Origin of the sequence: Streptomyces sp. NPDC048415, assembly GCF_040651675.1 — a bacterium.
In the GTDB taxonomy this organism is placed as follows: domain Bacteria; phylum Actinomycetota; class Actinomycetes; order Streptomycetales; family Streptomycetaceae; genus Streptomyces.
Genome location: NZ_JBEZKJ010000049.1, coordinates 1 through 11,866, shown reverse-complemented (window position 1 = coordinate 11,866; position 11,866 = coordinate 1). Strand labels below are relative to the sequence as shown.

Here is an 11,866-nt window from a genome sequence, read left to right as displayed (position 1 = left end):
CACGAGCCCCGGATCACTTCCAGCGCAGCAGCGCCCCCAGGCCGCCCACCGGCACCTCGTCCGGTGTCGCGGTGGTCACCGAAATCGCCGGGGCGCCGGTCGTCACCGCCGACCGCAGCAGCGCGTCGTCCGCGCGGGCCGGCCAGGCGTCCTGCTCGCCCAGGGCCGTCACCTCGGTGCGTCGTACGGCGATCTGGTCCGGGTCCGGGCCGACCCACACCGAGCGGTGGGTGTCCGGCGCCTCGGGGCGCAGCAGCAGCTCGTCGATACGGTGCTCGCGCGCCGCCTCGACCACCGCGGGCACGCCCTCGACCGCGCCCGGGCGTCCCTCGGCGTCCGGCGCGCGGGCGGCCAGGAACCGCTCGAGTTCATCAGCCGCCCTGCGGTGCACATGCTCCGCCCGGATCCGCTCCACGTCCTCGTCCAGCAGACGGCTGCCGGCGCCGTGCGGGGCCTCCACCGCGAGGTGCTTGACCCGCTTCGGGAGCCGCTCGTGCACGGCGCGCCGCTCGCGCTCGTCGCCGACCAGGATCAGCAGGTCGGCGCGGGTCTCGTCCTGGCAGGCGGCCAGGGCCTCGGCGATCTCGGCGGCGTTGTGCTCCCAGGTGTTCTCCACCTTGAGCTGGAAGTGCCGCTCCGACCAGTCGGCCGAACTCGTACGGTGCAGGGGCCACTGCTTGCCGGTGACCGAACCGGCCTCCTGGCTGCCGAGCCCGCTGCGCAGCTCGAAGTCCGCGCCCCGCCGGTCGACGTAGGCGACCACGCAAACCGGGTCCTCCCCGGCCAGCTCCAGCAGCGGGGCCGTGTGCGGCAGGGGCGCCCAGGACGCGGACGGGCCCGGCGGCGCGCCGGCCAGCGGCGGATCGAGGACCACCGTGCCCGCGCGGGCGAACAGCGCCCTGCCACGGGCGCCGGAGGGGGGCAGCTCCTCGACCGCCGCGCGCACGGCTCGGCACGTCGCCTGGTCCGCTCCCTGGTCGGCGAGCTCCCGGGAGACGGCGGCCGCCGTCAGGGAGCGCTCATGGGCCATGGCCTCCGAATGCCGGGATGTGTCGACGTACGCGGAGGCCCAGGGCCCGGGGTGTTCGTAGAGTGGTTGAAGAAAGGCGAGATCCATGGCTCCCTCCCGGATGCCGCTCGGGTAATGCTTGCCGGGCGGGTACCCGGACCGCACCGAAGGACACGACGAGCGGGGTACCACAATGACCGGAGTCGACCCGGGCCAGCTGGACGACCAGCAGCTGATGAGGGAATTGGAAACGATCCACCGCACGCGCCACGACACGCTCCTGCACGGTTCGAACGACGCCCTGCGCGTCCACAACGAGCGCATGGCGCAGTTGGAGGGCGAATACCTGCGCCGCCACCCGCGCCGCCCGGTCGCCGCCGGCCGCACCCGCGAGGGCGCCCGGGAACGCGAGGGCACCCGGGAATGCGAGGGCGCCCGCGAACGGGGCCCCGGAGGGGCCTGAGCGGCACGATCACGCCCTGTCCTGGCGGGACGGCGCGGGCGGCGGCTCCCGAACGTGGGGAGCCGCCGCCCGGGGCGGCCGCATGGATGGTCGGCCGCTTCAGCCGGCAGCCTGCCGCGTCAGCCGGCAGCCTTCGAGAACTCGGTGAGGACGGCCTCGCGGAACGCCTTCAGGTCGTCCGGTTTGCGGCTGGTGATCAGAATGTTGGGGCCGTGGTCGCAGATCCGGACCTGCTCGTCCACCCAGGTGGCGCCCGCGTTGCGCAGGTCCGTTTGCAGGCTCGGCCAGGAGGTCAGCACGCGGTCGGAGACCACGTCCGCCTCCACGAGGGTCCACGGGGCGTGACAGATCGCTGCGACCGGGCGGCCCTGGTCGAAGAAGTCACGGACGAAGGACACCGCCTTCTCGTCCATGCGCAGGGCGTCCGGGTTCGCCACGCCGCCCGGCAGGACCAGTCCGTCGAAGGAGTCGGCCGATGTCTCGCCGACGACCTCCTGCACGGGGAAGGTGTCCGCCTTGTCGAGATGGTTGAAGGCCTGGATCTTCCCCGACTTGGTCGACACGAGGACGGCCTCGTGTCCGGCGTCGGTCACCGCCTGCCAGGGATCGGTCAGTTCGATCTGCTCGACGCCCTCCGGCGCCATCAGGAATGCTATACGCATGGCTGCTCAATCTCCTTTCCCGGCTTGCCATATGGCCTCGTCCTCGGCCTGCTTCCTGCGGGCCCTGGCCGCCCGGCGGCAGCGCAGCAGCTCCTCGCCGTACGGCAGTGCCACACAGGTGCCGATCGCCACCCCGATGCCGGCCAGATAGCCCCGCGACAACGGGCGCCGCCGGGGCACCAGACGCCAGGCGTTCGGATCCGGGCGCCCGCCACGCAACAGGGACTTGACCTGGTCGGAGTGCAGACACATCAGCGAGGCGAGCGCCGCGAAGGGCAGCGACTCGAGGAAGCTGTGGATGTGCTGTTCGATCGGTTTGACCTCCCGCTCGCTGTGCACCGCTGTCCGGACGTCCCACAGCGCGGTGGCCTCGTGGACCGCGGCGCCGGCCAACTGCACGGACAACAACAGCGGGTTGACCTCGTAGCGCAGGGTCAGCGCGATCGGGATGCCGACCTCGGTCATCATCAGCGAGTGGATCAGGGACTCCTTCGTACCGGCCGTGTCCTCGATCCGGGTACGCCGGTGCATCACCCAGTCGGCGAGGCCCGGCGCGAACCAGGAGGGCAGCAGCCCGTACAGGAGGTAGCGGGTCGTGGCGTCGCCCACGTCGACGGCTGAGCCCGGGGCCCTGATCTCGGCGGCCCGGTCGCGGCTCATCCGCGTGAGGTCCAAGACGGCAGCCCCGCTCATGCGAGAGCCGTGCCCGGGCCGCCGTCCGGCTCGGCGCGGCTGATGTCGGCGAGCGCCGAGCCCGGGTCCTGCGCCAGGGCCAGGTCTCCGAGGCTCACCATGCCCACGGGCTGTCCGGCCTCCACGACCGGCAGCCGGCGCACGGCGTGGTCGCGCATCAGCTCGACCGCCGTGGACACGGCATCGTCGGGGCCGATGACCACCGGGTTGGGCGTGCACACGGCCTGGGCGCTCACGGTCAGCGGGTCGGCGCCGTCGGCGACGGCTCGCACCGCGATGTCACGGTCGGTGAGCACCCCGATGACCTGGTGATCGCCGGCCACCAGGACATCGCCGATGTCCTGGGCGCGCATCAGCTGCGCGGCTTCGACGAGCGAGGCGTCCGGCCGGACCGCGACGACGCCCGGCGTCATGACTTCCCTGACGGTATCTGCCATGGGTGTTTGGGCCTTCCTGCGTTCCCCGGCTGAGGGGGTGCGGGCACATGCGCGTGACGACGCCCGCAGTACCCCTGAGCCGGTCGGCTATGCGTTGTCTTCGGGTCGTTCGGCGGGGATGAGCGCCGTGGCCAGTTCCCGCGCCGTGGCGTAGCGGGTCTTGCGCGGCAGTCGCTCCACCGCCTCGATGAGGCTGTCCGGAGCGTTCTTGCTCCGCAGCGTGTCGATCAGGTCCCGGGGACCTGCGGGGAAGGAGGTACGGCCAAGGATCCGCGCCAGTTCCAGCTGCACCTTCTCCACGGAGGCGGACGCCCGGTTCACGGGCCCGCCCGCGATCTCCGGGTAGTCGTCGGCGGTCGGCTCGGGATCGTGCCACTCCTCCACCCGCGTGGGGTGGCCGGACCTGAGCAGGCCCTGCAGTTCGTGTTTCATCTCGTCGTCCCGGTGGACGTTCAGCCGGTCGCTGCCTCGCTGCATGACTCCCTCCAGGTGTTCGGGGGTGGTCGTCGCGTACCCATGGACCCGGAGTCGACACGTTTGTCCGTCCCGCGCGGGGAGACCCGGTCCGCACCCCCCGCACCGCGTTTCTCCTGGGGAAGGACAGGCCATGGCGGTGATCGCTGTGATCATTCCGGTCGTGATGCTCGGCGTCGTGCTGGCGCTGGGCCGCTACGAGGAACTGATGCTGCCGCCCGTCCAGGAACCCGAACAGCCCGAAGGGGCCGTCCTGGGCCGCTGAACGGGACGACACACGGGCCCCGGCACCGTCACCCGGCGCCGGGGCCCGCGTCCGCGCTGCTTCTTGTCCCGCGCTGCTTCTTGCCCCGTGTTGCGTTCGTCCCGCATTCCGTTTGCCCCGCGCGGTGGAGCGCCCCGCGCTACTTTTTGTCCCGGCCCGGCAGGAACTCCTGCACCTTCGCCTTGAAGCCCTGGCGGACCACGGAGCCCCGGTCGGCATCGCCCTTCAGGATCGAGGCCGCCGTCGCCTCCATCTGGTCCCAGGTGGCGTGCGGCGGAATCGGCGGGACCGCAGGGTCGGTGAGGAACTCGATCACCGCGGGACCGTCGGCCTCCAGACCGGCCCGCCAGCCGGCCTCCACCTCCTCCGGCTTCTCCACGCGGATGCCGGTCAGACCGAGGGAGCGTGCGAAGGCGGCGTACTGCACGTCCGGGAGTTGCTGAGAGGGCAGGAAGGACGGAGCGCCCTCCATGGCGCGCATCTCCCAGGTGACCTGGTTGAGGTCGTGGTTGTTCCAGACGCCGACGACCAGCCGCGGGTCCTCCCAGCGGTCGCGGTACTTGGCGGCGGTGATCATCTCCGCGAGCCCGTTCATCTGCATCGCCCCGTCCCCGACCAGCGCGATCGCCGGCCGGTCCGGATGCGCGAACTTGGCGCCGATCGCGTACGGCACTGCGCAGCCCATCGTCGCCAGCGTGCCGGAGAGGGACGACCGCATGCCGGGCCGCATCGTCAGATGCCGTGCGTACCAGTTGGCCGTGGACCCGGAGTCGGATGTGACGATCGCGTTGTCCGGCAGCAGCGGATCGAGGGCGCGGGCCACGTACTCAGGGTTGATCGGGTCGGCCGACAGCTCCGCGCGCCGCTCCATCACCTCGCGCCAGCGCGTGACGTTCGCGCACACCGTGTCGTACCACTCCCGCCCGCGGTCCGTGTCCAGCAGCGGGATCAGCCGCTCCAGGGTCGCCTTCGCGTCGCCGACGAGATTCACCTCGTACGGATAACGCATCCCCACCATGTGCGGATCGATGTCGATCTGCACGCCCCGCGCCTTGCCGAACTCCGGCAGGAACTGGCTGTAGGGGAAGGAGGAGCCGATGGTCAGGAGCGTGTCGCAGTCGCGCATCAGCTCGTACGAGGGCCGGGTGCCGAGCAGGCCGATCGAGCCGGTGACGTACGGGAGTTCGTCGCTCAGGACGTCCTTGCCGAGCAGCGCCTTGGCGACGCCCGCGCCGAGCAGTTCGGCGATCCGCTCGACCTCGGCCCGCGCCCCGGCCGCGCCCTGTCCGATCAGGATCGCCGCCTTGTCACCGGAATTGAGGATCTCGGCGGCCCGCTCCAGGGACTCCCGCGAGGGAATCGCCGTCCAGGCACTGCGGTCCAGGCTGGAAGGGACCATCTTGAACTCGTGGGTGGGAGGCGAGTAGTCGAGCTCCTAGACGTCTCCGGGGATGATCACGGCGGTCGGGGCGCGGCGCGCGTACGCGGTACGGATCGCGCGGTCCAGCACGTTCGGGAACTGTTCGGGGACGGTCACGGTCTCCACGAAGTCGGAGGCGACATCCTTGAAGAGCGTCTGGAGATCGACTTCCTGCTGGTAGGAGCCGCCCATCGCGGTGCGGTGTGTCTGGCCGACGATCGCGAGCACCGGAACGTGGTCGAGCTTGGCGTCGTACAGCCCGTTGAGGAGATGGATCGCGCCGGGCCCGGAGGTCGCCGCGCACACACCGAGGCGGCCACTGAACTTGGCGTAGCCGACCGCCTGGAACGCGGACATCTCCTCGTGCCGTGACTGGATGAACCGTGGCTGGTCCTCGGCCCGGCCCCAGGCGGCGAGAAGGCCGTTGATGCCGTCGCCGGGATAGCCGAAGACCTGCTCGACACCCCACTCTCGCAGCCGCTGCAGGACATGATCGCCGACCTTGGTGCTCATCAGGGACCTCCCGGGGGAAACGCGGGGACAGGGGGAGCACCTGTCGAGTCACCACCGCCCCCACGGGAAAACATGCCGGTGTTTGTCCCGCATGGGCCGGGGCAGACGCAGTCCCAGTGCTTCGGACAGGAGGCACGTCCGTGGGAGCGGCGAAACCGCGCCACGGGTGTACCCGTCCGGGCGTACGGGTGCGCTCCCACGGTGACTGTCCAACACACCGCACCCCCAAGGGAGTTGCGACGCACCATGCGAACTCAAGCGAGCGCGAAGCACCACCCGCACGACGACGCCCCCGACACCGTAGAGGCATTCCGCAAGCTCGCCACGCTCCCCGCGGGCCAGCAGCGCGACACGCTCCGCGAGGAGATCGTCGAGGCCTGGCTGCCGATGGCCGAACGGCTCGCGGGACGCTTCCGCAGCCGCGGCGAGAGCTATGAGGACCTGCGCCAGGTCGCGGCGCTGGGCCTGGTCAAGGCGGTCGACCGCTATGACCCCGAACTTGGAAACGCCTTCGAGAGCTACGCCGTGCCGACCATCACCGGAGAGATCAAACGGCACTTCCGCGATCACATGTGGACCCTGCACGTACCCCGGCGGGTCCAGGACCTGCGCAACCGGGTCCGCTTCGCCTATCAGGACCTGTCGCAGAGCGTGTCGGGCCGAAGGCCCACCGTGGCGGAGATCGCCGAGCGCGCCAGGATGAGCGAGGAGGACGTACTGACCGGCCTGGAGGCCCTGGAGAGCTTCACCGCTCTCTCCCTGGACGCCGAACTGCCGGGCAGCGAGGACGGCTACTCGCTCAGCGACGCCCTCGGCTCGCCCGACCCAGCCCTCGACACCGTCATCGACCGCGAGGCCGTCAAACCGCGACTGCAGGCCCTGCCAGAACGGGAACGCGCCATCCTCTACATGCGGTTCTTCAACGACATGACCCAAAGCCGTATCGCCGACGAACTCGGCATCTCCCAGATGCACGTCTCCCGGCTGATCAGCCGCTGCTGCAACCGACTGCGCGACCAGGTGATGCGCGACGCGGCGTAAGCGCACAGGCCGGTCCCGCAGGGGCCCCGTTCCTCACGGCGCGTCCAGCGCCAGCGCCAGGTGACGGGACATCATGTCCATCGCCTGCGCCTCGGCCATCGAGAAGGCCAGCCGGGCCCCGCTGCGAAACAGGGTGAGGACGCCCCGCACGGGCCCTGACGCGGTGGTCAGGGGCACGCAGAGCAGCGACGTCACATTCGCGCGTACGAGGACAGGGGCGCCCGAGGCGTCACGGCCGAAGGCGTCCGGGTCCTCGGGACGCACCTGAAGGGCGAGGGAACCACCGCGTGCCGCCTCGACGACGAGGGGGCACGCGGCGGGATCCTGCCCGGCCACGGCCGCCACCTCCTCGGGGAACTCCGCAGGGCCCAGCACGGTCGTCCGGGACAGCCGAGCCGCCCCGACGTCGGCCACCACCCAGTCCGCGAACCGCCCGTGCAGCACCTCGGCCGCCCGTCCGAGGACCGCGGAACGGTCGCCGCGGGGCGCACTCAGCAGCGTCGTGGTCATGGCATCCACCAGGTCCATCAGCGCCGTGTGCCGCGTGGTCTCGCTGAGGCTGGGGGCCGGGCCCGGCTGGCGCTCCTGCGACGGCACCCGGGAACCCACGGGCTGCAGTACGACGAGTACGGCGGTACGCGGTTCGCCACTGGGCCGCAGCGCGGTGAGCGTCGCGCGCACCGGCACCGAGGGCTGCTGCTGGAGGTGCACGGTGAGACTGCGGTCGCCCTCGCCGCGGGCCACCGCCGCCGCCTGCGAGCGGAAAGCGGCACGGTCCGCGTGCGCGAGGAACCCGGTCAGCGGCCGCCCGGTCGCGTAGCCGGCGCGGACCCTGGTGAAGGAGGTCGCCGCGAAGTTCAGCCGGCGCACCACCGTCTCCCGGTCCACCAGCGCCAGAGGTACCGGTACCCGTTGAAAGAGGGCCTTGAGGAGCTGCTGCTCCTGGCGGTCCACCGAGGCGGTGCCGGACGGGCCGCCCGAGGACAGCCGCTGGTACCACGGCCACAGCTGGTCGGCCACATGATCGAGTTCGAAGATCGCCGCGTCGAGGACCGTCGGAAGCTCGCTCGGCGGCACGGACCGCGCCGCCTTCAACTCCGCGACCCGGCGCAGGAAGTCCGCGAGTTCCTCACCGAATTCGTCCGTCTCCGCCATGCGTTGAACGTAACCCGGGCGGCATGTCCCCGGGGCGGCGGGGGTGGAACCCAGAGAAACAGTTTTCCACGGGGGCGAGCGGGCAAGCGCGAAGAAGAGGAAAAAGCGGACGAGAGGGGGAGTGAACCATGCCGGACCATGACCGACTCGACTACATGGGCACGGAATCACCCGAGTCCGCCCTCCCAGGAAGGAGGCTCTCCGAACTCGCCGAGCAGGCCGCCCGCTGCACCGCCGACTGCTGTGGCGCCAGCAGCATGGTGGTCGAAGGCGGCACGGAACGGCCCGCCGCGGTGACCCATCCCGACCTCGCCGGACTCGTCTCGGTCCAGCTCCGCTCCGGCGACGGACCGATACCCGCCGCGCTGCAACGCGGGGCACCGGTCGACTCGACGGACCTGCTGAGCGAGGAACGCTGGCCGGAGTACCGCGCCATGGCCCTCGACTCCGGTGTGCGCTCCAGCGTCACCATGCCGTTCCGGCGCTCCGGACTGACCTTCACCCTCAGCCTCTACAGCTTCCGGCCCGGTGCCCTGGAGGACGCGCCGCACGGCCCCGCCCGCGCGCTCGGCGACCTCGCCGCGACCTGCCTTGTCCGCGACCGCTCCTACCGCGCCGCGCTCACCGAAGTCGACCAGCTCGCCACCGCGCTGCGCAGCCGGCCCGTCGTCGACCAGGCCTGCGGCATCGTCATGCACGTACTGGGCTGCGACGCGGACATGGCCTTTGGGGTACTGCGCCGTATCTCGCAGGGCGCCAACCGCAAGCTGTCCGACGTCGCCTGGGCCGTCGTGGACCGGCGCGGGCGCGGTCTGGAGAAGGAACTCGTCTCCATGTCGAACTGACGGGCGACGGATCCCGGGGGCGGGCGACGGCTCCCTGCGCGTCACCCGCTCGGGCGTCTGTGTCCCGCGAATGGTGCCCGGCCGCGCGCGCCGGGCCGCGCGGCGGGCTGTGATGGGCTCCGGGGGCACGACGGCCGTGCCCCCGGTCAGCGCCCCGCCGAAGGAGCCCAGCCCATGCGCCGTACCGCCTGTGTCCTGTCCGCCACCGCACTGGCCGGTGTGGCCCTGGGCGCCGCCGCGTCGGCCGCGTTCGCGGATCCGGCCGCGGAGGTCAGCCCAGGCTCCGTCGAACCCGGCGGCACCGTCACCATCTCCGTCACCTGCGACGCGATGGGCGCGGGCGCTCCCGAGTTCATCGACGCGGCCTCGCAGGGCTTCGAGGACGGCAAGGTCCACTTGCGCCGGGTCGAGGGCAACGACGAGAACGCCGCGGGCGCCGCCTACCGGGGTACGGCCCACATCCCGCCCGGCGGTAACTCCGAGGACAGCCCGGACGCGGTGGACCCTGAGTCCCAGTGGGGCGTCGACGGTGTGTGCCCCGTGGCGCCGGGCGGCCAGGAGAAGGCGTGGACCGCCTCGTACACGGTGGCGCATGGCTCCGCCGACACGCACTCCGCGCCCGCACACTCCAGCGCTGCGCAGTCGGCCGACGTGCACTCGACTGATGTGCACTCCACTGACGCGCACTCCGCGGACGAGCAGTCGGCCGACGTGCACTCCACTGACGCGCCCGCGGACGAGCAGCCGCCCGACGTGCCCTCCACCGGCACCCACTCCACCGATGCGCACTCCGCCGATGAGCAGTCGGCCGACGTGCCCTCCACCGACGTGCACTCCGCGGACGAGCAGTCCGCCGACACCCACTCCGCCGACACCCACTCCACTGACGCGCACTCCGCGGACGAGCAGTCGGCCGACGTGCACTCCACCGACACGCACTCCGCCGACGAGCAGTCCGCCGACGCGCACTCCACCGGGGAACGCCCGCCTCCTGTCCAGCAGGGGGTGCACGCCGGTGAGGGCGGCGCCTTCACCGATTCCCTCCCGGCCCTGATCGCCGGGAGCATCCTGATCGCGGGTGCGCTCGGCGCGGCCGTGCACCGGCTGCTCCGCGGGGGCCGGTCCGCGGGCGGCTGACGCATGTGACACGCGCAACCTGGACCGGCGCCCATGGGAGAGCGGGCGCCGGGGTAGTCAGAGGCCAAGGGGGCGAGCGGGACCGTACGAAGGGTTGAGAGGCGAGCGAGGGACAGGTCCACCCGGCGGAAACAGAGCGGACTGCGCGGAGGCACGTATGCGGCGGACGGATCCGGAGGGGCACGGGCCCGTCCGTTATGGCCCGCCCCTCCCGGATCACGGTCTGCCCGTGCTGCCGGAACTCCGCTCCGCTCTGACCGCCGCCGCGGACCGCGCCGAGACCGCCCCCTCGGGCGGCGGCCCCGTGCTCCTCGACGCCGCCTGCGGCTACTGGGACCGGCGCGGACTGCCCGTAGCGCCCGACCGGGTGGCCGCCGCGCCCGGCGCCCCCGCGCTGCTGCTCGCGCTGACCGGCGCGCTCGGCGGCGACGTCCTGGTGCCGCGCCCGTGCGCCGCCTGGTGGGCACCGCAGGCACGCCTGTTGGGCAGATCGGTGTTCCATGTGGCGACGCCCGCGGAGTGCGGCGGCGTCCCGGATCCGTATGCCCTCCTGGAGACCGTCCGCAGGGTCCGTACCGAGGGCGGCGAGCCGCGTCTGCTCGTGCTGTCCGTGGCCGACGACCCCACCGCCACCGTCGCGCCGCCCGAGGTGGTGCACGAGACCGTCGAGGCCGCGGTCAGCGAGGGGTTGCATGTCGTCAGCGACGAGACCTGGCGCGACACGCTGCACCAGCCGCACGACACGGTGCTGCTCAGCCCCGCCGAGATGCTCCCGGCCGAGGTCACCGTCATCACGGACCTCGCGGGGGCCTTCCTGCCGCAGGGCTGGCCGGCCGCCGTGGCCCGCTTCCCGGACAACGACGCCGGGGCCCGGCTGCGTGCCCGCGTCCTGGACGTGCTCACGGTCCTTGGCGCCCGGATCGCCGAACCGGTCGCCGCGGCGGCCGGTTACGCGCTCGGCGAGCCCGGTCCGGTCACCGAGCGGGTCACGGCCGCCGCGCGCCTGCACGCGCGCGTGGCCGCCGCCGCGCACCACGCCGTGGTCGGCGCGGGCGCGGTCGCGCGGCCCCCGCAGGCGGGCAGACACCTGTACGTGGACCTCGGTCCGCTGCGTGACCCGCTCGGCGCGCACGGCGTCGGCGACGCGCAGGACCTCGAGGACTTCCTCACCGCCCGGCTCGGTATGCCCGCGCCGGGCGGCCACCGCTTCGGCGACGACCTCGGGGCGCTCCGGGTCCGCCTGGACACCGGGCCGCTGCTCGGTCGCACGGACGAGGAGCGGGCGGCATGCGTCATGTCACCCACTCCGTGGGAACTGCCCCATGTGCAACGCGCGTTGACCCTGTTGGGGTCGGCCTTCGACGATCTCCGCGACGACGCTCAGCGACGGGAGTCTCCTCGATGACGCAACAGTCCGAGTCGACCACGACCACGAGTACGAGCGCCGAGGACACCGACGAACCGGTGTCCTCTCCGAGCCCGGCGGCGGCCGGGCAGCTGTCTTCGGCCCTTCCTCTCGGGCCGCTCGCCGAGCCGCGTCCGCTCGCCGAGCCGCGTCCGCTCGGGGAGCGGCGGGTGTGGCCGCGGTCCTTCGTGGACCGGCTGACCGCGCCGCTGCCGGGGCTGCGGGCCTTCGCCCGGTTCGCGCGCGAGGGCGCGCTGCGGCCCGGGGCCGACGGGCTCGCCTACGCGGCCGAGGCCGATGTCGAGGGTCCCTTCGTCGTGGCGACGGACGCGCGCCGCAAGGAGGTC

General features: G+C 72.4%; 12 protein-coding genes and 2 pseudogenes. 7 read left to right on the top strand and 7 right to left on the bottom strand.

The features are described from left to right. Positions 1–13 precede the first annotated feature (13 nt). Positions 14–1,117 carry a Vms1/Ankzf1 family peptidyl-tRNA hydrolase gene (locus tag AB0D27_RS27595; protein WP_362514065.1) on the bottom strand — a complete coding sequence of 368 codons (1,104 nt, stop codon included), beginning with the start codon at positions 1,115–1,117 and terminating at the stop codon, positions 14–16. 85 nt (positions 1,118–1,202) lie between these two features. Between AB0D27_RS27595 and AB0D27_RS27590 the strand changes: the two genes are divergently transcribed. Beyond that, the gene (locus tag AB0D27_RS27590; RefSeq protein ID WP_362514062.1) at positions 1,203–1,472 is read left to right on the top strand and encodes a DUF6158 family protein; all 270 of its coding nucleotides are present in this window, start codon (positions 1,203–1,205) and stop codon (positions 1,470–1,472) included. A gap of 119 nt (positions 1,473–1,591) precedes the next feature. On the opposite strand, the gene AB0D27_RS27585 is transcribed toward AB0D27_RS27590, so the two are convergent. The 4 genes from AB0D27_RS27585 to AB0D27_RS27570 form a co-directional block, all read right to left on the bottom strand. After that, the gene (locus AB0D27_RS27585; protein ID WP_362514059.1) at positions 1,592–2,134 is read right to left on the bottom strand and encodes a type 1 glutamine amidotransferase domain-containing protein; all 543 of its coding nucleotides are present in this window, start codon (positions 2,132–2,134) and stop codon (positions 1,592–1,594) included. A 6-nt stretch (positions 2,135–2,140) separates the two neighbouring features. Next, positions 2,141–2,794, bottom strand: coding sequence for a diguanylate cyclase (locus tag AB0D27_RS27580; RefSeq protein WP_362514195.1), 654 nt, complete (start codon positions 2,792–2,794; stop codon positions 2,141–2,143). A 29-nt stretch (positions 2,795–2,823) separates the two neighbouring features. Beyond that, the gene (locus AB0D27_RS27575) at positions 2,824–3,264 is read right to left on the bottom strand and encodes a CBS domain-containing protein (protein ID WP_362514057.1); all 441 of its coding nucleotides are present in this window, start codon (positions 3,262–3,264) and stop codon (positions 2,824–2,826) included. Between the two features lie 87 nt (positions 3,265–3,351). After that, positions 3,352–3,741 (bottom strand): DUF2795 domain-containing protein, encoded by a 390-nt coding sequence (locus tag AB0D27_RS27570; protein WP_362514054.1) that lies wholly within the window; start codon positions 3,739–3,741, stop codon positions 3,352–3,354. A gap of 130 nt (positions 3,742–3,871) precedes the next feature. Here AB0D27_RS27570 and AB0D27_RS27565 point away from each other — a divergent pair, with 130 nt between their 5' ends. Continuing rightward, positions 3,872–4,003 (top strand): hypothetical protein, encoded by a 132-nt coding sequence (locus AB0D27_RS27565; RefSeq protein ID WP_362514051.1) that lies wholly within the window; start codon positions 3,872–3,874, stop codon positions 4,001–4,003. Positions 4,004–4,142: 139 nt separating this feature from the next. Here AB0D27_RS27565 and AB0D27_RS27560 read toward each other — a convergent pair. Continuing rightward, a pseudogene (locus AB0D27_RS27560) lies at positions 4,143–5,936 on the bottom strand (thiamine pyrophosphate-requiring protein). Positions 5,937–6,182: 246 nt separating this feature from the next. Between AB0D27_RS27560 and AB0D27_RS27555 the strand changes: the two are divergent. Then, positions 6,183–6,977, top strand: a complete 795-nt coding sequence (locus AB0D27_RS27555; RefSeq protein WP_362514048.1) for an RNA polymerase sigma factor SigF — start codon at positions 6,183–6,185, stop codon at positions 6,975–6,977. A 33-nt stretch (positions 6,978–7,010) separates the two neighbouring features. Here AB0D27_RS27555 and AB0D27_RS27550 read toward each other — a convergent pair whose 3' ends face one another. Continuing rightward, on the bottom strand, positions 7,011–8,132 hold the full coding sequence (locus tag AB0D27_RS27550; RefSeq protein ID WP_362514045.1) for a PAS domain-containing protein: 1,122 nt from the start codon (positions 8,130–8,132) through the stop codon (positions 7,011–7,013). 128 nt (positions 8,133–8,260) lie between these two features. On the opposite strand from AB0D27_RS27550, the gene AB0D27_RS27545 reads away from it, so the two are divergent. From AB0D27_RS27545 to AB0D27_RS27530, 4 genes and pseudogenes are all read left to right on the top strand, one after another. Continuing rightward, complete coding sequence (locus AB0D27_RS27545; protein ID WP_362514042.1) at positions 8,261–8,977, top strand: ANTAR domain-containing protein; 717 nt, start codon at positions 8,261–8,263, stop codon at positions 8,975–8,977. 174 nt (positions 8,978–9,151) lie between these two features. Beyond that, positions 9,152–10,114 carry a hypothetical protein gene (locus AB0D27_RS27540; RefSeq protein WP_362514039.1) on the top strand — a complete coding sequence of 321 codons (963 nt, stop codon included), beginning with the start codon at positions 9,152–9,154 and terminating at the stop codon, positions 10,112–10,114. Between the two features lie 157 nt (positions 10,115–10,271). Next, positions 10,272–11,519 (top strand): aminotransferase class I/II-fold pyridoxal phosphate-dependent enzyme, encoded by a 1,248-nt coding sequence (locus AB0D27_RS27535; RefSeq protein ID WP_362514036.1) that lies wholly within the window; start codon positions 10,272–10,274, stop codon positions 11,517–11,519. Continuing rightward, positions 11,516–11,866 (top strand): annotated as a pseudogene (locus AB0D27_RS27530) (hypothetical protein); the annotation flags it as partial. The gene AB0D27_RS27535 and the pseudogene AB0D27_RS27530, both read left to right, overlap by 4 nt.

Bases quoted from the DNA above. Each gene is read 5' to 3' on its own strand.
- AB0D27_RS27595 (WP_362514065.1), bottom strand. From the start codon at position 1,117: ATGGATCTCGCCTTTCTTCAACCACTCTACGAACACCCCGGGCCCTGG.
- AB0D27_RS27590 (WP_362514062.1), top strand. From the start codon at position 1,203: ATGACCGGAGTCGACCCGGGCCAGCTGGACGACCAGCAGCTGATGAGG.
- AB0D27_RS27550 (WP_362514045.1), bottom strand. From the start codon at position 8,132: ATGGCGGAGACGGACGAATTCGGTGAGGAACTCGCGGACTTCCTGCGC.
- AB0D27_RS27575 (WP_362514057.1), bottom strand. From the start codon at position 3,264: ATGGCAGATACCGTCAGGGAAGTCATGACGCCGGGCGTCGTCGCGGTC.
- AB0D27_RS27565 (WP_362514051.1), top strand. From the start codon at position 3,872: ATGGCGGTGATCGCTGTGATCATTCCGGTCGTGATGCTCGGCGTCGTG.
- AB0D27_RS27580 (WP_362514195.1), bottom strand. From the start codon at position 2,794: ATGAGCCGCGACCGGGCCGCCGAGATCAGGGCCCCGGGCTCAGCCGTC.
- AB0D27_RS27545 (WP_362514042.1), top strand. From the start codon at position 8,261: ATGCCGGACCATGACCGACTCGACTACATGGGCACGGAATCACCCGAG.
- AB0D27_RS27535 (WP_362514036.1), top strand. From the start codon at position 10,272: ATGCGGCGGACGGATCCGGAGGGGCACGGGCCCGTCCGTTATGGCCCG.
- AB0D27_RS27540 (WP_362514039.1), top strand. From the start codon at position 9,152: ATGCGCCGTACCGCCTGTGTCCTGTCCGCCACCGCACTGGCCGGTGTG.
- AB0D27_RS27555 (WP_362514048.1), top strand. From the start codon at position 6,183: ATGCGAACTCAAGCGAGCGCGAAGCACCACCCGCACGACGACGCCCCC.
- AB0D27_RS27585 (WP_362514059.1), bottom strand. From the start codon at position 2,134: ATGCGTATAGCATTCCTGATGGCGCCGGAGGGCGTCGAGCAGATCGAA.
- AB0D27_RS27570 (WP_362514054.1), bottom strand. From the start codon at position 3,741: ATGCAGCGAGGCAGCGACCGGCTGAACGTCCACCGGGACGACGAGATG.